At 64.4% G+C, this 21,189-nt stretch carries 21 protein-coding genes, 1 tRNA gene and 1 other annotated feature; of the genes, 13 read left to right on the plus strand and 9 right to left on the minus strand.

Features of this window, described 5'->3' with window-relative positions:
- Nucleotides 1-69 precede the first annotated feature (69 nt).
- The 4 genes from pip to ETX26_RS04915 are packed head-to-tail and all read right to left on the minus strand — an operon-like array spanning nucleotide 70 to nucleotide 5,331.
- The gene (gene pip / locus ETX26_RS04900; RefSeq protein ID WP_129523531.1) at nucleotides 70-1,038 is read right to left on the minus strand and encodes a prolyl aminopeptidase; all 969 of its coding nucleotides are present in this window, start codon (nucleotides 1,036-1,038) and stop codon (nucleotides 70-72) included.
- Entirely contained in the window at nucleotides 1,035-1,874 is an 840-nt protein-coding gene (locus ETX26_RS04905; RefSeq protein WP_129523532.1) for a phosphodiester glycosidase family protein, read from the minus strand. Before ETX26_RS04905 ends, pip begins: the two co-directional genes overlap by 4 nt.
- Complete coding sequence (gene trpE, locus ETX26_RS04910) at nucleotides 1,871-3,400, minus strand: anthranilate synthase component I (RefSeq protein ID WP_404825265.1); 1,530 nt, start codon at nucleotides 3,398-3,400, stop codon at nucleotides 1,871-1,873. The genes ETX26_RS04905 and trpE overlap by 4 nt, the downstream gene beginning before the upstream one ends.
- A complete protein-coding gene (locus ETX26_RS04915) occupies nucleotides 3,397-5,331 on the minus strand; it encodes a peptidylprolyl isomerase (protein ID WP_129523533.1) in 1,935 nt (644 codons plus the stop codon). Before ETX26_RS04915 ends, trpE begins: the two co-directional genes overlap by 4 nt.
- Before the next feature lie 198 nt (nucleotides 5,332-5,529).
- Here ETX26_RS04915 and tpiA point away from each other — a divergent pair, with 198 nt between their 5' ends.
- The 3 genes from tpiA (at nucleotide 5,530) to ETX26_RS04930 (ending at nucleotide 8,476) form a co-directional block, all read left to right on the plus strand.
- Nucleotides 5,530-6,294, plus strand: coding sequence for a triose-phosphate isomerase (tpiA, locus tag ETX26_RS04920; protein WP_129523534.1), 765 nt, complete (start codon nucleotides 5,530-5,532; stop codon nucleotides 6,292-6,294).
- A gap of 78 nt (nucleotides 6,295-6,372) precedes the next feature.
- On the plus strand, nucleotides 6,373-6,753 hold the full coding sequence (gene secG, locus ETX26_RS04925; protein ID WP_129523535.1) for a preprotein translocase subunit SecG: 381 nt from the start codon (nucleotides 6,373-6,375) through the stop codon (nucleotides 6,751-6,753).
- A gap of 88 nt (nucleotides 6,754-6,841) precedes the next feature.
- Nucleotides 6,842-8,476: a CTP synthase gene (locus ETX26_RS04930; RefSeq protein WP_129523536.1), complete on the plus strand. Its 1,635-nt coding sequence runs from the start codon at nucleotides 6,842-6,844 to the stop codon at nucleotides 8,474-8,476.
- Nucleotides 8,477-8,840: 364 nt separating this feature from the next.
- Here the strand turns inward: ETX26_RS04930 and ETX26_RS04935 are convergent, their stop codons facing one another.
- Complete coding sequence (locus ETX26_RS04935) at nucleotides 8,841-9,326, minus strand: Hsp20 family protein (protein WP_129523537.1); 486 nt, start codon at nucleotides 9,324-9,326, stop codon at nucleotides 8,841-8,843.
- A gap of 172 nt (nucleotides 9,327-9,498) precedes the next feature.
- On the opposite strand from ETX26_RS04935, the gene grxC reads away from it, so the two are divergent.
- The 4 genes from grxC (at nucleotide 9,499) to ETX26_RS04955 (ending at nucleotide 11,525) form a co-directional block, all read left to right on the plus strand.
- The gene (gene grxC / locus ETX26_RS04940; protein WP_129523538.1) at nucleotides 9,499-9,762 is read left to right on the plus strand and encodes a glutaredoxin 3; all 264 of its coding nucleotides are present in this window, start codon (nucleotides 9,499-9,501) and stop codon (nucleotides 9,760-9,762) included.
- Complete coding sequence (locus ETX26_RS04945; RefSeq protein WP_129523539.1) at nucleotides 9,759-10,574, plus strand: carbon-nitrogen hydrolase family protein; 816 nt, start codon at nucleotides 9,759-9,761, stop codon at nucleotides 10,572-10,574. Before grxC ends, ETX26_RS04945 begins: the two co-directional genes overlap by 4 nt.
- A gap of 10 nt (nucleotides 10,575-10,584) precedes the next feature.
- Nucleotides 10,585-11,046 carry a DUF1178 family protein gene (locus ETX26_RS04950; RefSeq protein ID WP_129523540.1) on the plus strand — a complete coding sequence of 154 codons (462 nt, stop codon included), beginning with the start codon at nucleotides 10,585-10,587 and terminating at the stop codon, nucleotides 11,044-11,046.
- 221 nt (nucleotides 11,047-11,267) lie between these two features.
- Complete coding sequence (locus tag ETX26_RS04955) at nucleotides 11,268-11,525, plus strand: hypothetical protein (protein WP_165271689.1); 258 nt, start codon at nucleotides 11,268-11,270, stop codon at nucleotides 11,523-11,525.
- Nucleotides 11,526-11,715: 190 nt separating this feature from the next.
- On the opposite strand, the gene ETX26_RS04960 is transcribed toward ETX26_RS04955, so the two are convergent.
- Nucleotides 11,716-12,936 carry an MFS transporter gene (locus ETX26_RS04960; protein WP_129523542.1) on the minus strand — a complete coding sequence of 407 codons (1,221 nt, stop codon included), beginning with the start codon at nucleotides 12,934-12,936 and terminating at the stop codon, nucleotides 11,716-11,718.
- A gap of 171 nt (nucleotides 12,937-13,107) precedes the next feature.
- Nucleotides 13,108-13,162: a sequence feature (sul1 is cis-regulatory element that is thought to sense ions involved in sulfur or methionine metabolism; They are found in Alphaproteobacteria), on the plus strand.
- A gap of 95 nt (nucleotides 13,163-13,257) precedes the next feature.
- Here ETX26_RS04960 and ETX26_RS04965 point away from each other — a divergent pair.
- Nucleotides 13,258-14,742 carry a SulP family inorganic anion transporter gene (locus ETX26_RS04965; protein WP_129523543.1) on the plus strand — a complete coding sequence of 495 codons (1,485 nt, stop codon included), beginning with the start codon at nucleotides 13,258-13,260 and terminating at the stop codon, nucleotides 14,740-14,742.
- Nucleotides 14,743-14,756: 14 nt separating this feature from the next.
- Entirely contained in the window at nucleotides 14,757-15,608 is an 852-nt protein-coding gene (locus tag ETX26_RS04970; protein WP_129523544.1) for a universal stress protein, read from the plus strand.
- Nucleotides 15,609-15,731: 123 nt separating this feature from the next.
- Here ETX26_RS04970 and ETX26_RS04975 read toward each other — a convergent pair.
- The 3 genes from ETX26_RS04975 to hppD form a co-directional block, all read right to left on the minus strand.
- Nucleotides 15,732-15,808 (minus strand) — tRNA-Arg (locus ETX26_RS04975).
- An 88-nt stretch (nucleotides 15,809-15,896) separates the two neighbouring features.
- The gene (locus ETX26_RS04980; protein ID WP_191984684.1) at nucleotides 15,897-16,472 is read right to left on the minus strand and encodes a VOC family protein; all 576 of its coding nucleotides are present in this window, start codon (nucleotides 16,470-16,472) and stop codon (nucleotides 15,897-15,899) included.
- Between the two features lie 17 nt (nucleotides 16,473-16,489).
- Nucleotides 16,490-17,611, minus strand: a complete 1,122-nt coding sequence (gene hppD / locus ETX26_RS04985; RefSeq protein WP_129523545.1) for a 4-hydroxyphenylpyruvate dioxygenase — start codon at nucleotides 17,609-17,611, stop codon at nucleotides 16,490-16,492.
- Between the two features lie 248 nt (nucleotides 17,612-17,859).
- Between hppD and ETX26_RS04990 the strand changes: the two genes are divergently transcribed.
- From ETX26_RS04990 to ETX26_RS05005, 4 genes are all read left to right on the plus strand, one after another.
- Complete coding sequence (locus tag ETX26_RS04990) at nucleotides 17,860-18,129, plus strand: FtsB family cell division protein (protein WP_318531647.1); 270 nt, start codon at nucleotides 17,860-17,862, stop codon at nucleotides 18,127-18,129.
- A 153-nt stretch (nucleotides 18,130-18,282) separates the two neighbouring features.
- Complete coding sequence (gene pdhA, locus ETX26_RS04995) at nucleotides 18,283-19,371, plus strand: pyruvate dehydrogenase (acetyl-transferring) E1 component subunit alpha (protein WP_129523547.1); 1,089 nt, start codon at nucleotides 18,283-18,285, stop codon at nucleotides 19,369-19,371.
- A 2-nt stretch (nucleotides 19,372-19,373) separates the two neighbouring features.
- Nucleotides 19,374-19,724, plus strand: a complete 351-nt coding sequence (locus ETX26_RS05000; RefSeq protein WP_129523548.1) for a nuclear transport factor 2 family protein — start codon at nucleotides 19,374-19,376, stop codon at nucleotides 19,722-19,724.
- Nucleotides 19,724-21,127, plus strand: a complete 1,404-nt coding sequence (locus ETX26_RS05005) for a pyruvate dehydrogenase complex E1 component subunit beta (protein WP_129523549.1) — start codon at nucleotides 19,724-19,726, stop codon at nucleotides 21,125-21,127. The genes ETX26_RS05000 and ETX26_RS05005 overlap by 1 nt, the downstream gene beginning before the upstream one ends.
- Nucleotides 21,128-21,189 lie beyond the last annotated feature (62 nt).

Below are 21,189 nucleotides of genomic sequence, written 5' to 3' on the forward strand. Positions count from 1 at the left end.
TTGGGGTGTCGATTGCTCTCTCCTCATGGGAGAGATACCGAGGCCCAGGTCAGCGGGAGAACTACCGGCTTAGGCTAGCTTCCCCGCAAACCGGTCGCTGGCACGTACGAGGCCGTCGGTGATGCCCGGCTCGGTGAACAGGTGGCCGCCGTCGGGCACGATCTGCAGGTCCACCTCCGGCCAGGCCTGCTTGAGTGCCCAGGCCGCGGCAGGCGGGGTGCAGCAGTCGTGCCGCCCCTGCACGATCACGCCGGGGATGCCCCTCAGCCGATGCGCGTTGGCGAGGAGTTGGCCTTCCTCGAGCCAGCACTTGTGGCGGAAATAGTGGTTCTCGATCCGCGCGATGGCGATCGCGTGATCGTCTTCGGTGAATTCCTCGAGCATCGCAGGATCGGGCAGAAGCGTTACCGTCATGCCTTCCCAGGTACTCCATGCCTTTGCGGCAGCGAGCTTTGTGGCGCGATCGTCGCTGGTGAGGCGGCGGTGATAGGCCTCGACCACGTCGTCCCTCTCGTCCTGCGGGATCAGGCCGATGAAGTCGGTCCAGGCTTCCGGATAGAGCTCGCTTGCGCCGTAAATGTAGAGCCAGTCGAGTTCCGCCTGTGTCGAGAGGAAGATGCCGCGCAGCACGAGTTCGCTGACCCGCTCCGGGTGCGTCTGCGCGTAGGAGAGCGCCAGGGTCGAGCCCCAGCTCCCGCCAAAGACCTGCCAGATCTCGTGCCCGCACATCTCGCGCAGCCGTTCCATGTCGGCGACGAGATCCCAGGTCGTGTTGTTCTCGAGGCTCGCGAACGGTGTCGAGCGACCGCAGCCCCGCTGGTCGAACAGCAGGACGTCGTAAAGTTCCGGATCCCACTGCCGGCGCTGCGTGTCGCTGCAGCCGGAGCCGGGGCCGCCGTGGAGGAACACGGCCGGCTTGGCGCCGCGCGTGCCGATGCGCTCCCAATAGATCGTGTGTCCATCGCCCACCTCGAGCATTCCGGTCTCGTAGGGCTCGATGGGCGGGTAGAGAGTGCGTTCGTATGCAATCCGGATCATGGCTCGTCCTTGTGCTCGACTACGATCATCGGCCCGATCGGTGCCCGGTTGTCGAGGCGGTCCGTTGCGGGGTCCCACAGCGCGCTGACGCTTCCGTCGAGAAACAACGCATCGGGCGTCTCGAGCACGTCGCGGAAGTAGCGCGCGATAATGCCGAAACTCACCGGGCCTTCCGAGATGACGAAGTGCGCGCGCCCTTTCGCGTCGATGCCGACGCCGTTGCGGATCGCCTTGCTCGGTCCGTTCTCCGAGATTTCCGGGTGCAGCTCGCCGTCGATCACCAGCATCGGCCCGCTCTGCGTGCCGAAGTCGGGACGTTCGCCGACGTTGGTGTAGAAGTCGTCCGCCGTGCGGATTTGCCACTTGCCGCCGGTGCCGAAGAACACTCCGTTGGGCTTCATGTGGAAATTGCCCGGTCCGTCCGCACGGTTGAGTTCCTTGAGACGGTCGCCGTTCTCGACGTAGTAGCCGATCGGCTTGCCTTCGCCGTCGTACATCCCACCGTTCATTGCGAAAGCGACTTTTGGCGCATCGTCACTCCGGTCGGCGGCAAGCTTAGTCAAGCTGCGGTAAGGTGCGCCGCCGGTGGGCCCGAGCTTGGTGGTGATGCGGTGCGTCGCGGGATCGGCGAGGCAATGGGTAAGCGCCGCCCCTTCGAATGTGACGCTCTCGCAGGCCGAGGCCACGCTGGAGGTCGGTGTCGGTGTGGGGGAGGGTGCGGCCGCCTTCTCAGCCACTCCACTCCCGATCTCGGTGCGGACGACGGGTTCGCCGGCGGGCTGCTCGCCACACGCCGAGAGAGGGAGAAAAGCAGCAAGGGCGATCAGGCGCTTCACTGGCCGAACCCGGGCTCCTGCGCGATCCGTGCAGCCTCGCGCGCGGCGGCAAGGAGGGCGCCGGCCTTGGCTTCGCACTCGCGCTGCTCGTAATCCGGATCGCTGTCGGCGACGATGCCGGCGCCTGCCTGGACGTGGAGCACACCGTCCTTCACCACGCCGGTGCGCAGGACGATGCAGCTATCGACCGACCCGTCGGGCGCGAAATAGCCGACGCCGCCGGCATAGGGCCCGCGCGTTTCCGGCTCGAGCTCGGCGATGATCTCGCACGCGCGGACCTTGGGCGCGCCGCTGACGGTGCCTGCGGGAAAGCCCGCGAAGAGCGCATCCAACGCGTCCTTGCCGGCACCGAGGCGGCCCACAACGTTACTCACGATGTGCATCACGTGGCTGTAACGCTCGATGGTGAAGCTGTCGGTGACCTCCACCGTGCCCTTCGCCGCGACCCGGCCGACATCGTTGCGACCAAGGTCAAGCAACATGAGATGTTCGGCGCGTTCCTTGGGATCGGCGAGAAGGCTCGCCTCGGCCGCGCGATCCGCCTCCGACGTCGCGCCGCGCGGGCGGGTGCCAGCGATCGGGCGGATGGTGACGTCTCCGTCGCGTACGCGCACGAGAATCTCGGGACTCGACCCGACGACGGCGAAGCCGGGCAGGTCGAGGAAGTAGAGGAACGGCGATGGATTCACCCGGCGAAGTGCGCGGTAGAGCGCGAACGGCGGCAGCGGGAACGGACAGGTGAAACGCTGCGCGAGCACGACCTGGAAAATGTCGCCTGCCTCGATGTACCCTTTAGCGCGGGCAACCATCGCGGCGTAGTCCTCACCGGTCATGGTAGCGGCGAGCGCCATCTCCGGCAGTTGCGGAGCGCGATCTGCAGGGGCGACCGGGCCGCCCAGCTTCCGCAGGATATCGTCGATCCGCTCGGCGGCAGCTTCGATCGCCTGGTCTGGTTCGCCGGCTTCTGCCCAGATCGGCGCGATGCAGAACAGTTCATCGCCCAGCCGGTCGAACACGAGCAGCACGGTGGGGCGGACGAACAGCATGTCGGGCAGCGCAAGCCTGCTCTGCGGAGCGCGCGGGAGCTTCTCGACCAGCCCGATGGTTTCGTACCCGAAATAGCCCACGAGGCAGGCGAGGGCGGGGGGCAGGGCGGCTGGCACGTCTATCCGGCAGCGGCCGACGAGGGCGCGCAGCTCGGTGAGCGCCCCGTCGCTGCATGGCTCGAACGCCTCTCGATCCCTTTGCCACCGCGAATTGATTTCGGCGCGGTCGCCTTCGGCACGGAACACGAGATCGGGATCTAGCCCGAGCAGGCTGTAGCGTCCGCGCACCTCGCCGCCCTCGACGGATTCGAGCAGGAAGTCGCCGCGGCCGGGCTCGACCAGCTTCAGCGCCGCGCCGACCGGCGTTTCCGTATCGGCAACGACCTTGCGCCAGACGAGCGCCGGCCGCCCCGCTGCGAGTGCTTCGTGTGCGGCGCCCGCGTTGGAGAGGCCGGTGGCGGCCAGGGCGGGGCCTGTCAATTTTGCCCGAGGAGCTGTTTGCGCACCGCCTCGATCGCCGTTTCGTTGCGTTCGATGCCGAGTTCCTTGCGCAGCGCAAGACGGAACTGGTCGATATACTCGCGACCCATGGTGCCACCAATATCAGTGCGTGCCTGCGCGAATACCGGATCGTCGGCGTTCACTTCGCCGGTCTCGATATCGTCGAGATCGACCACGAACCAGCCGTTGTCGTCGGGCGCCTCGAGCTTCTTTGTGGTGCCTTCGGCCATGCTGAACAGCAGCGCGATCGGGGCTGGGAATCGGCCCTGGAGCGCCGCGAGCTGTTCACGTGTGAGGTCGATCTGCTCGATACTCGGCAGATCCTGTTCTTCCTCGCCGATCGCCGAAGCCAGCGTTGCGCCGCCCCTGACCCGCTTCAGGACGCGATCCGCGGCGGCACGTGCGGCCTCAGCACCCTGCGCCTGCCGCCAGCCTGCGATCACGTCGTCCCGAATCTCCGCCAGAGGGGCAGCCGCGGAGGGGGTAATCTGGCTCGCCTCGAAGATCAGGAAAGTCCGACCCCGTTCGATCTCAGCGATCTGCGGCTGACCTTCCGACATCTGGAACGCGGTCTCGAGCGTCGGAGCGAGAACTTCCGGCGCCGTCTCGTTCGGCGTGTCGTAGACGCCCCCGGACGCCAGGAGCGGACGCGTGGTCCGCGTTTCGATTTCCAGATCGCGTGCGACATCGGCTAGCGAAATGCCGTCGGCCAGTTGATCTTCGACGTTTGCCGCGAGATCGGCGAGGGCGGTCTGGCGTTTCTCGGTCCGCAGGGCCTCGGCGATCTCGCCGCGAACCTGATCGAGGGGCCGCGCACCCGTAGCATCGATCTGATCCACCCTCACGACGTGCCAGCCGAGGCCGCTCCGCGCCGGCGTCGCGAGCTCGCCGCGGCCGGCGGCGAAGACGGCGCTCGCCACCTGGGGCGAGCTCTGCTCCGCAAGATCCTCCTGCGAGACGGGGCCCAATGCGGCCGTGCCGAAGCCCGCCTCACGCGCCGCGGCCTCCAGCGAACCGCCCGCCTCCACGCGGGCGCGGATCGCGTTTGCCGCTTCCTGCGTGGGGACGATCAACTGGGTAATGCGGCGGTCCTCACGCGCGGCGTACTGAGCGCTGTTCTCTTCGTAGCGAGCGCGAATCTCCGCCGCGGTCGGCTCGGCCTGGCCGCCCAGGGCATCCGCGTCGATCACCGCATAGCGGATCACCCGACGCTCCGGCCGGATGAAATCGCCGCGATTCTCCGTGTAGTAGGTCTCGAGAGCCGCCTGACTTGGATCGCCGGTCGGCGCGAAAGCCTGCGACGGGAGAACCGCAATCGCGCCGCGGCGCCGCTCCTTGAGCAATGCGGCGTAGCGCGCCACGACCTTGTCCGTTGCTTTCGCGCCGAACGCCATCGGCACGAGCAACTGCTGGGCAAGCAGCCCTTGAGTCAGATCGGCGCGGAAAGCCGCCTCCGAGATACCCTGGGCACCGATCAACTGGCGAAAGACGGCGGCGTCGAACTCGCCATCGGCGCCGCGGAACTGCGGAATGGCGAGAATCTCACTGTTGACGAGGTTCTCACCCGCTCGCAGCCCATGGCGACGCGCGTATTCCGCAATGGCGGCGCGATCGATCATCTGATCGAGGACGTCATCCAGCCCGCCCTGCTCGATGAACGCGTTCATCGACAGGTTGGGGTTGCTCTGACGTGCCTGCTCGAGCGCCGCCTGGGCGCTGCCGACAAGGTCGGCTGAATCGATCTTCCGGTCGCCGACGACTGCTACCCTGTCGCCTCCGGCGATCCCGCCGAACGTGCCCGTATTGGCGACGTCGCTGCTTGCGAAGGCAATCGCGATCAGCGCCAGAAAGGCGAGCGTGACCGGTACGCCAAGCTTCGATTGGAAGAAGTTGCGGAAGAACTGAAGCATGAGGCGGTGGTTCCGGAAGCTGCGATCGATTTTGGGGTTGCGCTATGCGGCGAGCGCTTTATCCGCCCTGCGGCCTCGCGGCAACAGGTCGGCAGAGCTTTTGACCCGGCAAGGCGAAGCATCTGGCGGGCCCGGCATCTCGCCCCATATAGGCGGCGATCGGAATCGTCTGAAATTGGGATTACAGGACGGATTGTCATGGCCGAACGGCCCTATATTGTTGGAAATTGGAAGATGAACGGCACGCGGGCGATGCTCGCCCAGGCGCGTGCCATCGACCGTGCGGCACAGAACCTGATGAAGGTGGAGGTGGCGCTTGCTCCGCCCTTCACTTTGATTCACGCAACCCACAGGGAGGTCGAGCAGATCGGCGTCGGCGCGCAGGACTGTCACTGTTCCAGCGACGGCGCGCATACCGGCGACATCTCGGCGACGATGGCAGCTGACGCGGGTGCGAAGTTCGTGATCCTCGGCCATAGCGAGCGCCGACAGAACCACGCCGAGGACGATGCCTTGGTCCGTGCCAAGGCGGAAGCTGCGCTGGCGGCGAGCCTGCGGGTAATCATGTGCTGCGGCGAGACCGAGGATGTCCGCGATGCAGGCGAGGCCGTTCGGTTCGTGACCGATCAGTTGCGTGCCTCCCTGCCGGAGAGCCTCGAGCGTGCCGGCGAGATGCTGACCGTCGCTTACGAGCCGGTGTGGGCCATCGGCAGCGGCCGCACCCCCACAGTCGAAGAGATCGGCGCGATGCATCGCGCGATTCGCGCGCTGCTGCTCGAGCTCTATGGCGAAGCCGACGGTGCGGCGGTACGCATCCTCTACGGCGGCTCGGTCAAGGCCGATAACGCACGCGAACTGCTGGCGGCCGACGAGGTTGGCGGTGCGCTGGTCGGCGGTGCCAGCCTGACCGCCGAAAGTTTCATGGGCATCGTCATCGCCGCGGCGGAAGTCCACGAACAATAGGCGCCATGCCCCGGGCGCGACTTGCCCCGGCGCCGCGCAGCCCCTAGATGCGCGGCCAAACGGATCGAGATAGAACGCATGTCCCTTTTCATTTTCCTTTTCGTGCTCCAGGCGATCGTTGCCGCGGCATTGGTCGGCGTGGTGCTGATGCAGCGTTCCGAAGGGGGCGGGCTCGGCATCGGCGGCAGCCCGACCGGGCTGATGAGCGCGCGCGGCGCGGCCGACTTCCTGACGCGCGCGACGAAGTGGCTGGCGATCATGTTCGTTCTCCTCTCGATCGCGCTGGCAGCGATCGCGGCGGAGACCAGCGGGCAGGACAGCATTACCTCGACCCTCGACCGGTCGGCTGCCGAAGATCCGCTCGGGCAGGCAGCGGGCAGCGCACAGCAGCCTGCCGCGCCGGCGACGCAGACGCCAGCGCCTGCGAGCGATGATCCGCTCGCCGACGTCACCGAGTAATCGCATCCCGACAATTGTGGATTGCGGGCGCACGCCCGCACCATTCCGCTTGCCCCGACTCATACCTCACGCTTAAGGCCCGACTCCCATGGCGCGGTACATCTTCATCACCGGCGGCGTGGTTTCTTCGCTCGGCAAAGGTCTCATGGCGGCGAGCCTCGGCGCGCTGCTGCAGGCGCGCGGGTACAAAGTCCGCATCCGCAAATTCGATCCCTACCTCAACGTCGACCCGGGGACGATGAGCCCCTATCAGCACGGCGAGGTCTACGTTACCGACGACGGGGCGGAAACCGACCTCGATCTCGGCCACTACGAGCGCTTCACCGGCGTTTCCGCGCGCCAGAGCGACAACGTCACTTCAGGCCGGATCTATCAGCAGATCATCGCCCGCGAGCGCCGCGGCGACTATCTGGGGGCCACCGTCCAGGTGATCCCGCACGTGACCGACGCGATCAAGGAATTCGCGCTCGCCGATCAGGACGACCACGACTTCATTCTGTGCGAGATCGGCGGCACCGTGGGCGACATCGAATCGCTGCCTTTCATGGAAGCGATCCGTCAGCTTAGGAACGAGCTCGAGCCCGACCGCACGCTGAGCGTCCACGTGACGCTGGTGCCCTACATCGCGGCGGCCGGCGAGCTGAAGACAAAGCCGACGCAGCACTCCGTGCGCGAACTCGCCAGCCTGGGCATCAAACCCGATCTGCTCCTGTGCCGCTGCGAGCATCCGCTGCCCGACAGCGATCGCCGCAAGATCGCGCAGTTCTGCAACGTGCGACCCGAAGCGGTCATTCCCGCGCTCGATGCATCGTCGATCTACGCTGTGCCGCTGCAGTATCATCGCGAAGGGCTCGACACCCAGGTGCTCCGCGGCTTCGGGATCGGCGATGCGCCGGAGCCGGATCTGTCGATCTGGCACGATATCCTCGACCGCTACGAGCATCCCGAAGGCGAAGTGACGATCGGCGTGGTCGGCAAGTACGTCGGCCTGCCCGATGCCTACAAGTCGCTCAATGAGGCGCTGATCCATGGGGGGATGGCCAACCGGGTGCGGGTCAATATCCGCTGGATCGACGCGGAGTTGTTCGAAGGTGAGGATTCGGAGCTTGCGGCCAAGCTCGAGCCGCTTCACGGCATTCTGGTGCCGGGCGGCTTCGGCGAGCGCGGATCCGAAGGGAAAATCGCCAGCGTCCGCTTCGCGCGGGAACGCGGCGTGCCGTTCTTCGGCATCTGCCTGGGCATGCAGATGGCGTGCATCGAGGGTGCGCGCAGTGCCGGCCATCCGCGCGCGTCGTCGACCGAGTTCGGTGAAACCGCCGAACCCGTGGTCGGGATCATTACCGAATGGATGAGCGAGGAGGGCCTGCAGAAGCGTGAGGCCGGAGGCGATCTCGGCGGAACGATGCGGCTCGGTGCCTACGATGCGAAGCTTGCAGGCAACAGCCACGTCTCACGAATTTACGGCGGGGCGAGGGATATTTCCGAGCGCCATCGCCATCGTTACGAGGTCAACGTGGCCTATCGCGATGCGCTCGAGAGCGGTGGGCTGATCTTCTCTGGCATGTCACCCGACGGGCTGCTGCCGGAAATCGTCGAGCGCCCCGAGCATCCATGGTTCGTCGGCGTGCAGTTTCACCCTGAGCTGAAATCGAAACCGTTCGACCCACACCCGTTGTTCGCCGGCTTTATCGCGGCCGCGCTGGATCAATCGCGTCTCGTCTAAGGGCGCGTTATTGCTAAGTAATCAGCGAAACTAAGCCACGTCGTTGGCCGCCAGCGCGTAACAAACTGCGCCAGATTGGGGCGGTGAAGCACGAAGTTTGCCCTCCGACTTTATCTTTTGATGAATTCGGCGCATGATGCCGTCCGGCGCACGCGATTTCGCGAGTGCGAGTCGCGTACGAGGGGCAAGTATCCGATTGGGCTTGGACCGGAGTTGATCGTCTTCTGCGACCCGGACGATCAGGCTTGGGGACAAGGCGGCGTCAACGTCGCGGGGGCGGGCTTTCGGGTCCGCCTCCATTCGTTGCGCCGGCGGTGGCAGAACGGCCCGCCCCGTTCAGGAGCGGACCGTCGCTGCCGACGCCTCAGGCGGCGTCGGCCTTGTCTTCGCCCGCGTCATCATCGTCGCGAACGACTTCGAGTGTCTTCTGGCCGTTCACGGCGATCTTCTTCGGCTTCATCGCTTCCGGCACTTCCCGGACCAGGTCGATCGCAAGCAGCCCGTCTTCGAGCCGGGCGTTCTCGACGCGAACATAGTCGGCGAGTTCGAAGCGGCGCTCGAAACCGCGATTGGCGATGCCCATGTGGAGCATCTCACCCTCTTCGTCGGTCTCTTCGCGCTTCTTGCCCTGAACGACGAGCAGGTTCTGCTGTGCCGTGATATCGATGTCCGCCGGGCGGAAGCCGGCCACCGCGAGCACGATGCGATAGCTGTCTTCGCCGCGGCGCTCGATGTTGAACGGCGGGTAGTTGTCGCCGGTGTTGCTACGTGCCTGCCGTTCCAGCAGGTCGAACAAGCGATCAAAACCGACCGTTGAGCGGCGATAGGGAGTGAAATCAAGACGGTTCATCGAAACAAATCCTCCTATGAGCAATTTGATCACGTGCCAGGCCCACGCGAGGCGGCACCCGGCGGTTTTCGGAAGGACGCATCCATTGCGGCATGCGCCTCCATTCGCCAGATAGGGAGCGGGTTTCACCGTTCAAGAGGGTTCCCTTGTGAGCGATAATCGAGGAATATCAATGAGTACGTCCAAGGTCGACATCTACACCAAGTTCGGATGCGGGTACTGTTTCCGTGCCAAGCGCCTGCTCGGCCAGAAGAATGTCGACTACACCGAACATGACATCACGCTGGGCGGTCCGGGGCGGGACGAGATGCTGAAGCGAGCGCCCGGCGCGCGCACGGTGCCGCAGATCTTCATCGGCGATACGCATGTCGGTGGATCGGACGAACTTCATGCGCTCGAGCGCGAGGGCAAGCTGGACGCGCTGCTCGGCGGATGACCCGTGTGGCGGTTCTCCAGATGCGGTCGGGGGTCGGCCCGGCGCAAAACGCCGCGACGATCGTAGAGGCGGTCGAACGCGCGGCCGGTGAGGGCGCGGCGATGCTGTTCACGCCCGAGATGTCGGGCCTGCTCGATCGCGACCGCACCCGTGCAGGACCGAAGATCATGCATGAGGCGAACGATCGCGTGCTGAGCGCCGTCCGCGATGCCGCGGCACGGGAAGGATTGTGGATCGCTCTCGGCTCGCTCGCGATCGATCTCGGTGACGGCAAGTGGGCGAATCGCAGCTACCTGATCGACTCCAGCGGGAATGTCGCCACACGCTACGACAAGATGCATATGTTCGATGTCGATCTCGCAAACGGCGAGAGCTGGCGCGAATCGAATGCCTACCGCGCTGGGGAGGAGATCGTGACGGCCCAGACCCCGCTCGGCCGTCTCGGTCTCACCATCTGCTACGATCTGCGCTTTCCCGCGCTGTTCGAGGCGCTCGGTAACCGCCAATGCGACGCCATCGCCATCCCCGCCGCCTTTACCGTTCCGACGGGCGAGGCGCACTGGCACGTTCTGCAGCGCGCGCGCGCGATCGAGGCGAGCGCTTACGTGATCGCCGCCGCCCAGGTCGGCACTCACGAGGATGGTCGGCGAACCTACGGGCACAGCCTCGTGGCCGATCCCTGGGGCGAGGTCCTGCTCGACATGGGCGGCGAAGCGCCGGGGCTTGGCTTCGCGGAGATCATCGCTGAACGCATCGCCGAAGTCCGCCGGCAGGTCCCGAGCCTTGCCAATCGTCGCAAGATGCCCGACTAGCGCGCCCGCAATGATCGTGTTCGACCTCTCCTGCGCCGAAGGGCACCGTTTCGAAGGCTGGTTCGGCTCATCCGACGACTTCGCCGGCCAGCAGGCGCGCGGGCTCGTCACCTGTCCGCAGTGCGGTTCGGCCGAGATCGTCAAGGCGCCGATGGCGCCGGCGGTCGGGGCCAAAGGCAATCAGCGGGCTGCGGTGAGCCAGTCGAGGAAGCCGATGAGCGGCGGCAAGATTCCGGCCGAAGTGCGCAAGGCGATGGAAGCGCTCGCCAAAGCCCAGGCCAAAGCGCTCGAGAACAGCCGCTGGGTGGGCGACGACTTCGCCGAAGAATCGCGCGCAATGCACTATGGCGAGAAGGATCTTGAAGCGATCCACGGAAAGGCGACGCTGAACGAGGCGAAGGAGTTGCTCGAGGAAGGTATCTCGCTCGCCCCGTTACCGTTTCCCGTCGCGGAGCCCGACGAGCTTAACTGAAATCGCTGCGGGGTGAGGCTGCGGCGCGACTTTTCGCCTGGCGCGGTATCAAACGCGTTCTTGAGGGCCCGAGGGATCCTGCCTGGACGAATTGTCGTCGTCAGGTAGTTGCGACCCTCCAAAATGGTTCGCGGGGACCATATTTGACCTCTGTCCATAACCTAGCCATGGCCTGGCCCCCGCGAATGTCGGGCAGAGAACAAGGGGATTTTCCTACGAAGTTGAGAACTGCAACCATGGTCGCATCCGCATTCGCCTTCTCGTTGCTCAGGGCTTGTGCCGAGAGCGAGGAAGAGGCTGCTGGAGACCTTGCCGAACAGCAAATGGAATCGCAGGAGGACGTTCTGGAAGAGGAGGCCGACCTCGCCGAGGCGCAGGGCGATGAGGCACAGGAAGAGGTTCTCGACGAGCAGGCCGACGCCATGGGCGACGCCGCTGACGAGGCCGAAGAGGCGACCGAGGATCAGGTTGCGCAGTAAGAGCGCATAGCGGCCAGCGCTGGTCTTTCCCGCTGGCCGAAAAGGAGGCGGCGTCCAGCGTTCAGCGGGCGCCGCCTCTTACTTCGGGATGCTCGCTAGATACGGGCCGCCCATGTCTGGGCGGGCTGCAGTGGCAGCGGCGAGTGCCGAGAGTGCAGGGCCGGACCATCAAGGCCACCCGCCAGTGCCGCTAAGTGGATTCTCGTCGGCGTACTAGCGATGCCGCGAATGCAAGGGCCGCGCAGCCCATCAGGCACCAGATCCCCATCCAGATCATTTGGCGTGGCAGATCGATGCCGGCGTCGATAAGTGCGCCGGTAATTCCTGGGCCAAGCGCCGTTGCCAGGACCATGGCCGAGACGGTGATCGCCCGTATCCCTCCCAGGTTGGCGGTGCCGTAGACTTCGGGCCAAAGAGCGCCGAGCAGCGTCTGGGTGAATCCGTTGCTTACCCCCAGCAACAGCATGAAGAGGTAAATGCCCCAGGCCGGCGTGACGAGCCCGCCGGTCACGGAGGCGAGCGCCAGTGGCAGGAGGAAGAAGGGCAGGATGCGAAGCGCGCCGAACCGATCGATCAGATAGCCGCAGAGGAAGCCAAAAAGCACAGTTGTCGCCGCCATCACGGGAAACGCCGAGGCAAACACGAGCGAGTCATATCCGCGAAGTTCGACGAGGTGGCCCTGGTGGAAGAAGATGGTCGTGCCGATGAACGGCGGGGCAAGCGTGCCGGCGAGCAGAATGTAGAGAACAGGATCCCCCATCACCTCGGCACGGGTCCAGGCTCTTGCCGTGCGGGCCTGTGGCTGAACCGTTCGTGTCGCGGCCGGCACCCGTTCGACTCGCAGGAGCGCAGTCAGAACCGGCCAGGCGACAAGCGCCAGCAGCAGCGCCGAAGCGAGCCACATCTGACGCCATCCGGCCATTTCTGCGATCCATACGGCGACCACAGGCAGGATCGCGTTCCCAACCTGGAAGCCCGGGGTTACGAGGGCCATCGCGCGGCCGCGGTTGGCCTCGAACCATCTGCCGACTTCCGTGAAAGCGATCTCGGTCATCATTCCCTGGCCGAACAGGCGCAGCAGGAAGATCGCGACGGTAAGGCCAACGAGCCCCTGGACCGTACCGATCAGTATGCAGGCAAACGCCAAAGCTGGGATCGTGAATCCAGCCACCTTCCGACCGGACATAATGTCGAGCGTTCTTCCGAGCCATGGCAGACTCGCTGCACTTAGCAACGTTGCGATCATGTAGATGCCGCCGAACCCACCCGCCGTCAGGTCAAAAGACCTGCGCAGGTCATTTCCGAACAGGCCGATGAAGAAAGTTTGGCCGAAGGAAGAGAACAGCGTCAGCAGGAAACCGGCGGTCAGCCAGCGGCCGTTCTCACGCACGAAGGCAAGCTCGGTTCGCATGGGCATCGCGGCGCTTTTGACCGATCGGGGCGGGAATTGAAACAAGGAGCTCGAACGGTGCCCTCGCGGAGACGATGAGCGGGAGAACGGAGCAGGGGGAACAAGGCCGGCGGACCGACGGGTGTTCGCAGTTGCAATATAGCCGCTGCTAGCTTAGGGCCCGCCGCATCCGCTGGACCCGGCTTGTTCCGGGTGGCTCGGCCCGGCGCCTATCCCCGGGACAACTTGAAGCATCTCGGCGTTCTGCCACTCGCAATGTGAGCCCGCCTCGTTTGCGAGCGTGTGTCGCGGTCGTGCTGCAGCATTTTCAGGTCCTTCCGAATGCCCACATTTGCCTCGCTTAAACGCGAATGGCTCAGCAACCCGCGTGGCGACATCCTCGCAGGGATCGTCGTCGCGCTGGCGCTGATTCCCGAAGCGATCGGCTTTTCGATCATCGCGGGCGTCGACCCGCGCGTGGGACTCTACGCCTCGTTTTCCATCGCGGTGATCATTTCGCTGGTCGGGGGCCGTCCCGGCATGATCTCGGCGGCGACCGCGGCAATCGCCGTGCTCGTCCTGCCTCTCGTGCGCGACCACGGCGTCGAGTACCTGTTCGCCGCCACGATCCTGATGGGCGTGCTTCAGGCGATCGCGGGATTTCTGCGCCTCAACCTGCTGATGCAGTATGTGTCACGCTCGGTGATCACCGGGTTCGTCAACGCGCTCGCTATCCTGATCTTCATGGCGCAGCTGCCCGAGCTCACCGGCGTTCCGATGCTGACTTATGTCCTTGTCGCTGCAGGACTGGCGGTCATTTATCTGTTCCCGCGGCTTACCAAGGCTGTTCCGTCGCCGCTGGTTGCCATCGTCGTCCTGACGATCATCGCCTACTATGCCGGTTTCGACGTTCGCACGGTCGGCGATATGGGCGAGTTGCCGGCGGCGCTGCCGAGCTTCCTCATCCCCGACGTACCGTTCACGCTTGAGACGCTGGAAATCATCTTCCCCTATTCGGCGACGATGGCCGCTGTCGGCCTGCTCGAATCGATGCTGACGGCGCAGATCGTCGACGATCTGACCGACACGCCTTCGGACAAGCAGCGCGAGATGAAGGGCCAGGGCGTCGCCAACTTCGTCACCGGGTTCTTCGGCGGCATGGGCGGCTGCGCCATGATCGGCCAATCGGTGATCAATGTGAAATCGGGTGGCTCGACGCGGTTGTCGACCCTCGTATCGGGCGTCTTCCTTCTGTTCCTGCTGCTGGTACTTGGTCCCGTCGTGGCAATCATCCCGATGGCCGCGCTGGTGGCGGTGATGATCATGGTTTCGATCGGCACATTCTCGTGGCGCTCGATCCGCGACATCCGTCACCATCCATGGCATTCCTCGGTGGTCATGGTCGCGACGGTGGCGATCACCGTGTGGACACACGATCTTGCCCAGGGCGTCCTGACCGGAGTGATCCTCTCGGGCCTGTTCTTCGCCAGCAAGGTCAAACGGCTGTTCACAGTCGAAAGCGAGCTCTCGACCGACGGCCGTAGCCGCACTTATCGCATCACCGGTCAGGTCTTCTTCGCCTCGTCCGAACGGTTCGTAGAAGCGTTCGATTTCAAGGAAGTGATCGATCATGTCGTGATTGACGTGTCACGAGCGCATTTCTGGGACATCTCTGCAGTCGGTACCCTCGACAAGGCGATTCTTAAGTTCCGCCGCGAAGGCACCGCCGTCGAAGTGATCGGCCTCAACGAGGCAAGCGCTTCGATGGTCGATCGCTTCGCCGTCCACGACAAGCCGGGCGCCGACACTGCGCTCGGCGGTCACTGAGAGGAGACTAGATCATGCAGCACATCCTCGCCTGCATCGATGCCTCGGCCTATGCCAACAGCGTCTGCGACCTCGCAGCTTGGGCCTCCAGGCGACTCCAGCTCCCGGTCGAGCTTCTCCATGTCGTCCAGCGGCGCGATGCAGTCGCCGCACGCCGCGATCTGTCGGGGGCGATCGGCCTGGGCGTGAAGACCAATCTGATGGAAGAGCTGGTCCAGTTGGAGGAGAGCGACGCCAAGCTTCAGGTCGAGCGAGGGCGCGTGCTGCTCGCGGCTGGCGAGCAGCGGCTGCAGGAAAGTGGTGCCGTCCAGGTACGCACGCTCCACCGGCACGGCGGCATCGTCGAGACAATCCTCGAACGCGAGGCGGACGCGCGCGTCGTGGTTATCGGAAAGCGCGGTGCCGGCCACGAGTTCGCCAGCGACCATATCGGCTCCAAGATCGAGCGCGTGGTGCGTGCCAGTGATCGCCCGATTCTGATCGCATCGCGAGCGGTGGAAGAGCCGCGCGAGATCGTCTTCGCCTACGACGCGAGCGAAGCGGCGAACCGCGCTCTCGAGCGCCTGCGCAATTCTCCCCTGTTCAACGGGTTGCCGGTCCACATCGTCATGGCCGATGCCGACAATGCGGCACATCGGCAAAGGCTCGACGAGGCCGCTGGACAGCTGGAGGGTAGCCGTGAAGTCCGCACCACGCTCCAGGGCGGGAAGCCCGAGGCGGTCATCGCCGACATCGTGGCGCGGACTCCTGGTGCGATGCTGATGATGGGCGCGTATGGTCATTCACCGCTGCGCACGCTGATCGTCGGCAGTACCACTACGACGATGATCCGGACGGTGCACGTGCCGGTGCTGCTGGTCCGGTAGGTACCCTTCGATCTCGCAATGTCGTTTCGACGCGTGGTTCGCCGCGCGAGGCGTTGGCCGAGCAGGATCGTTTAGCTGAAGCCGGTCGGGCGGAAAGCGCAAACTTCCGTGCTTTCAAGATCGTGGTGCGCCCGACAGGATTCGAACCTGTGGCCCCCAGATTAGGAATCTGGTGCTCTATCCGACTGAGCTACGGGCGCCCCGCAGCGCGCTTTAGGGTCGCGGGCGCGGTGCTGCAAGAACTACGCGGAAGCTGGCTCAGGCACGGGCGAGACCAACGCCGCGGTGTCAGCCCTTGGCGGCGTGTTCGGCGCGGGCGATCTCGTGGAGCCAGTCGGCGTGGCGAGGCGCCTTCTTGGTCTGCGACCATTCCTCCAGCATCGGCATCGCGACCCGCTTGAGCTCGGCATACTGTTCGTCGGTGCCTATATCGGCCGCGAGTTCGACGCGGTGGCCGTTGGGATCGAAGAAGTAGATCGATTTGAAGATGCCGTGATGCGTCGGGCCGAGCACGTCGATGTCGAGGCTTTCGATGTGCTTCTTCGCCGCCAGAAGCTCGTCCTCCGAACCGACCCGGAAGGCGAGGTGTTGGACCCAGGCTGGCGTGTTCTCGTCGCGTCCCATGTCCTTCTGCTGGGGCAGTTCGAAGAACGCGAGCACGTTGCCGTTACCCGCATCGAGGAACACGTGCATGTAGGGATCGTACTCGCCGGTCGACGGCACATGATCTTCGGAGAAGGCGCTGACATACTCCATGCCCAGCACCTTCTCGTACCACTCGACCGTCTCCTTGGCATCCTTGCAGCGGTAGGCGGCGTGGTGGACCCCGCCGAGCTTGATCGGGTGCATTGCCTGTTCGGTCATCGCCGCTTCCTTCGGTTTCACTCCGCCGGTTCCGTTTCGACGGTCTTGGCGTCCTCGACCTTGAGCGCGCCGCGCTTGATCTGATCACGCTCCATCGATTCGAACAGCGCCTTGAAGTTGCCCTCGCCGAAGCCTTCATCGCCCTTGCGCTGGATGAACTCGAAGAATACCGGGCCAACCTGTGCCTCCGCGAAAATCTGCAGCAGCAGGCGTGGACGACCGCCTTCGGTGGTGCCGTCGAGAAGGATGCCGCGCGCCTTCAGCGCCTCGACGTCTTCGCCATGCCCGGGCAGGCGTTCTTCGAGCATCTCGTAATAGGTTTCGGGCGGGGCGGTCATGAACGGCACGCCCAGCTTCTTGAGGTTGTCCCAGCACGCGACGAGGTCGTCGCAGATAAGCGCGATGTGCTGGATGCCTTCGCCGTTGAACTCGCGCAGGTATTCCTCGATCTGGCCCTTGCCGCCGTCGCCTTCCTCGTTGAGCGGGATGCGGATCTTGCCGTCCGGCGCGGTCAGTGCTTTCGAGGTGAGGCCGGTATATTCGCCCTTGATGTCGAAATAGCGGATTTCCTGGAAGTTGAAGAGCGTCTCGTAATAGTCCGCCCAGTACTTCATCCGCCCGCCATAGACGTTGTGCGTCAGGTGGTCGATCAGCTTGAAGCCGGCGCCTGCCGGATGCTTCTCCACGCCCGGCAGGTACTCGAAATCGATATCATAGATCGACAGGCCGTCGCCGGCCTCGTCTTCATAGCGGTCGACAAGATAGAGGATTGCGCCGCCGATGCCGCGGATCGCAGGCAGGCGCAGTTCCATAGGCCCGGTTTCGACGTGGACCGGCTCAGCGCCCTTGTCCATCAGGTGCTGCCAGGCCTTGGCTGCATCCTTCACGCGAAACGCCATGCCGCAGGCGGAGGGACCATGTTCACGCGCGAAGTACCAGGCGGCGCTCTTCGGCTCGTAGTTGGTGATCAGGTTAATCCCCCCCTGGCGCCACAGGTGGACGTCCTTGCTACGGTGCGTTGCGACATGGCTGAAGCCCATCGCCTCGAACACCGGCTCAAGAACTCCCTTCTCTGGCGCGCAGAACTCCACGAACTCGAAACCATCGAGGCCGGCGGGATTTTCGAACAGGTCGGGCATGATTGTGTTCTCCTCTGTTGGTTTCAAGTGTAACCAATTGGAGGCGGTCTCGCAAGAGCGGGCTGATGGTTTGAATGAGCGGAGACGCGCAGCGGCTCCCGCTGAGAGTTCGGATAGTCGCAAAACGGCGCCAGCCGCCGACAAACCGCTTGAATGGCGGGGTTAACTGTGATTCTGTCGCTGGTATGACGCGCACAGGGCACAGGATCGCGTTGCCGAGGGAGCAACTGACTCAGGGATTTGCCCTGGTGCTCCTGCTATTGTTGACCGGTCTGGCGATCGCGGGACCGAGCGGATTGCTCGCCTGGGGCGAAAACGAGCGCCTTCTCGATCAGCACCAGGCCCGTATCGCGCAACTGACCGACGAGCGGAATGCACTCAGGAACCGTGTGGACCTGGTTCATCCCAACCATGCCGATCCCGATCTGGTGGGCGAGGAGTTGCGGCGTAACTTCAACGTGGTGCACCCCGACGAGGTCGTGCTGATCCTCGAACCGCAGAACGAGCAGGGCGAATAGTCGGCTACGGGCACCACTTGGCTCGGCGGGAATTTCGTATTCATCGGCGGTCCGAGGCGTTGCACGCGCGCGCGGCTTGCGCCTATAGGCGCCCAATGCCGCGCGATGCGGCGCACCTCCCCAGGGTGATCGCCACAACCGAGGAAATGTGAATTGGCCAGAACCGCCAAGACCCGCAAGACGCCCGCAAAAAGCAAGCAGCAGGGCCCGGTCGACGATCCCGACTTCGCGCTGCACAGCCTGCAGGAAGCGTTCGAGAAGGCGAAGAGCTACGACGCTTCCGAAGACGAGATGATGGAATTCTATCGGCAGATGCTGCTCATCCGCCGGTTCGAGGAGAGGGCGGGGCAGCTCTACGGCCTGGGTCTGATTGGCGGCTTCTGTCATCTCTACATCGGCCAGGAAGCGGTCGCGATCGGGCTTCAGAGCGCGCTCGACAACGACAAGGACAGCGTGATCACCGGCTACCGCGATCACGGCCACATGCTCGCTTACGGAATCGATCCCAAGGTCATCATGGCCGAACTGACGGGGCGCCAGGCCGGCATTTCGAAGGGCAAGGGCGGCTCGATGCACATGTTCAGCACCGAGCATAAATTCTATGGCGGGCACGGCATCGTCGGCGCGCAGGTGGCGCTGGGCGGCGGGCTCGCCCTAGCGCACAAGTACAACGAGGATGGCGGCCTGTGCCTCGCATATTTCGGCGACGGCGCGGCGAACCAGGGGCAGGTCTACGAGACCTTCAACATGGCCTCGCTGTGGAAGCTGCCGATCGTCTTTGTGATCGAGAACAACCAGTACGCGATGGGCACCAGCACCGCGCGGTCGAGCGCGGAGACCGAGTTCTACCGCCGCGGCACCGCGTTCCGCATCCCCGGCATGGACGTCAACGGCATGGACGTTCTCGAAGTGCGTGCCGCAGCCGAAGTGGCGTTCAGGCATGTTCGCGAGGGTAAGGGGCCGGTGCTGATGGAGCTCAACACCTACCGCTATCGCGGTCACTCGATGTCCGATCCGGCCAAGTACCGCACGCGCGAGGAGGTGCAGGACGTGCGCGAGCACAAGGATCCCATCGAAGGTCTCAAGAAAGTGCTGGTCGAGAACGGCAAGAGCGAGGACGACCTGAAATCGATCGACAAGGAGATTCGCAGGATCGTGTCGGAAGCGGCTGACTTCGCAGAGAATTCGCCGGAGCCGGAGGCAGATGAACTCTACACCGACGTTCTGGTGGAGGAGTATTGAGCTTGGCCATAACCGACGACAACCTGTGGCAGGCGGAGCGCCGGCTGTGGATGGAGGGTGCCGCGGCTTACGACGAACTGGTCGCCCCCGACTGCGTGATGGTTTTTCCTGGTATCGGCACGATGGATCGCGCCGGTGCGATTGCGGGGATCGAGAACGCGCCGCGCTGGCAGGAACTCGACATCTCCGAGACGCGCCTGGTGCGGTTCGGGAAGGACGTTGCCGTGCTTGCCTATCGTGCGGAAGCCAGGCGCGGCGATGATCCAGCTTACACCTGCCACTGCTCGAGCACATATCGCGGTGCCGATGCCGGTTGGCATCTCATTCAACATCAGCAGACGGTAACCGACTGATGGCCATCGAACTTAAAATGCCTGCGCTTTCCCCGACGATGGAGGAAGGCACGATCGCCAAGTGGCTGGTCAAGGAGGGGGACGAGGTCTCCAGCGGCGACATCCTTGCCGAGATCGAGACCGACAAGGCGACGATGGAATTCGAGGCAATCGATGAAGGAACGGTGGGGAAGATCCTCGTTCCCGAAGGGGCCGAGAACGTCAAGGTCGGAACGGTGATCGCTGTGCTCGCCGGGGAGGGCGAGGACGTCTCCGAGGTAGAGGCGCCTGCCGAAACCGGCGACAGCAAGGACGAGGAGGCGGATTCAACGGCAAAGGCCGAGCCGAAGGCCGAGAAGTCGGACGACGAACAGGGCTCGATCACCCCGAGCAAGCCGAAATCCGAGCCCAAGTCCGATCCGGCGATTCCCGATGGCACGAACATGGCCACGGTGACCGTTCGCGAGGCGCTGCGCGATGCCATGGCGGAAGAGATGCGCCGCGACGAGCGCGTGTTCGTCATGGGCGAGGAAGTTGCCGAGTATCAGGGCGCCTACAAGGTCACGCAGGGGCTGCTCGATGAATTCGGACCCAGGAGGGTCATTGACACGCCCATTACCGAATACGGCTTTGCCGGCATCGGGACTGGCGCGGCGATGGGCGGACTGCGGCCGATCGTCGAATTCATGACGTTCAATTTCGCGATGCAGGCGATCGACCACATCGTGAACTCCGCGGCCAAGACGAACTACATGTCGGGCGGGCAAATGCGATGCCCGGTGGTCTTCCGCGGGCCGAACGGCGCGGCCAGCCGCGTCGGCGCTCAGCATAGCCAGAACTACGGCCCCTGGTATGCCAGTGTGCCGGGACTGATCGTGATCGCGCCCTACGACAGTTCCGACGCCAAGGGTCTGCTCAAGGCCGCGATCCGCAGCGAGGATCCGGTCGTGTTCCTCGAAAATGAACTGGTCTACGGTCGCAGCTTCGAACTGCCCGAACTCGACGATCACGTCCTGCCGATCGGCAAGGCACGGATCGTACGCGAGGGTTCGGACGTGACGATCGTCAGCTATTCGATCGGCGTCGGTTTCGCCCTGGAGGCGGCGGAGAAGCTGGCGGAGGAGGGCATCGATGCGGAAGTGATCGACTTGCGCACCCTGCGCCCTCTCGACAGGCAAACGATCCTCGAAAGCCTCGCGAAGACCAACCGCCTGGTGATCGCCGAGGAAGGATGGCCCACGTGCTCGATCGCGTCGGAAGTGATCGCGATCTGCATGGAGGAAGGCTTCGATCACCTCGACGCGCCAGTCCTGCGCGTGTGCAACGAGGATGTCCCACTGCCTTATGCGGCGAATCTCGAGAAGATGGCACTGATCGATGCGCCGCGGATCGTCGAGGCGGCGAAGAAGGTCTGTTACGTCTGACTAGCGCGACGTTCGCAGAGCGTCGCCGATTCGCTGTGGCAGAATGCGTTCGCCGCATGGAT

Origin of the sequence: Pelagerythrobacter rhizovicinus (assembly GCF_004135625.1) — a bacterium.
Lineage (GTDB): Bacteria > Pseudomonadota > Alphaproteobacteria > Sphingomonadales > Sphingomonadaceae > Pelagerythrobacter > Pelagerythrobacter rhizovicinus.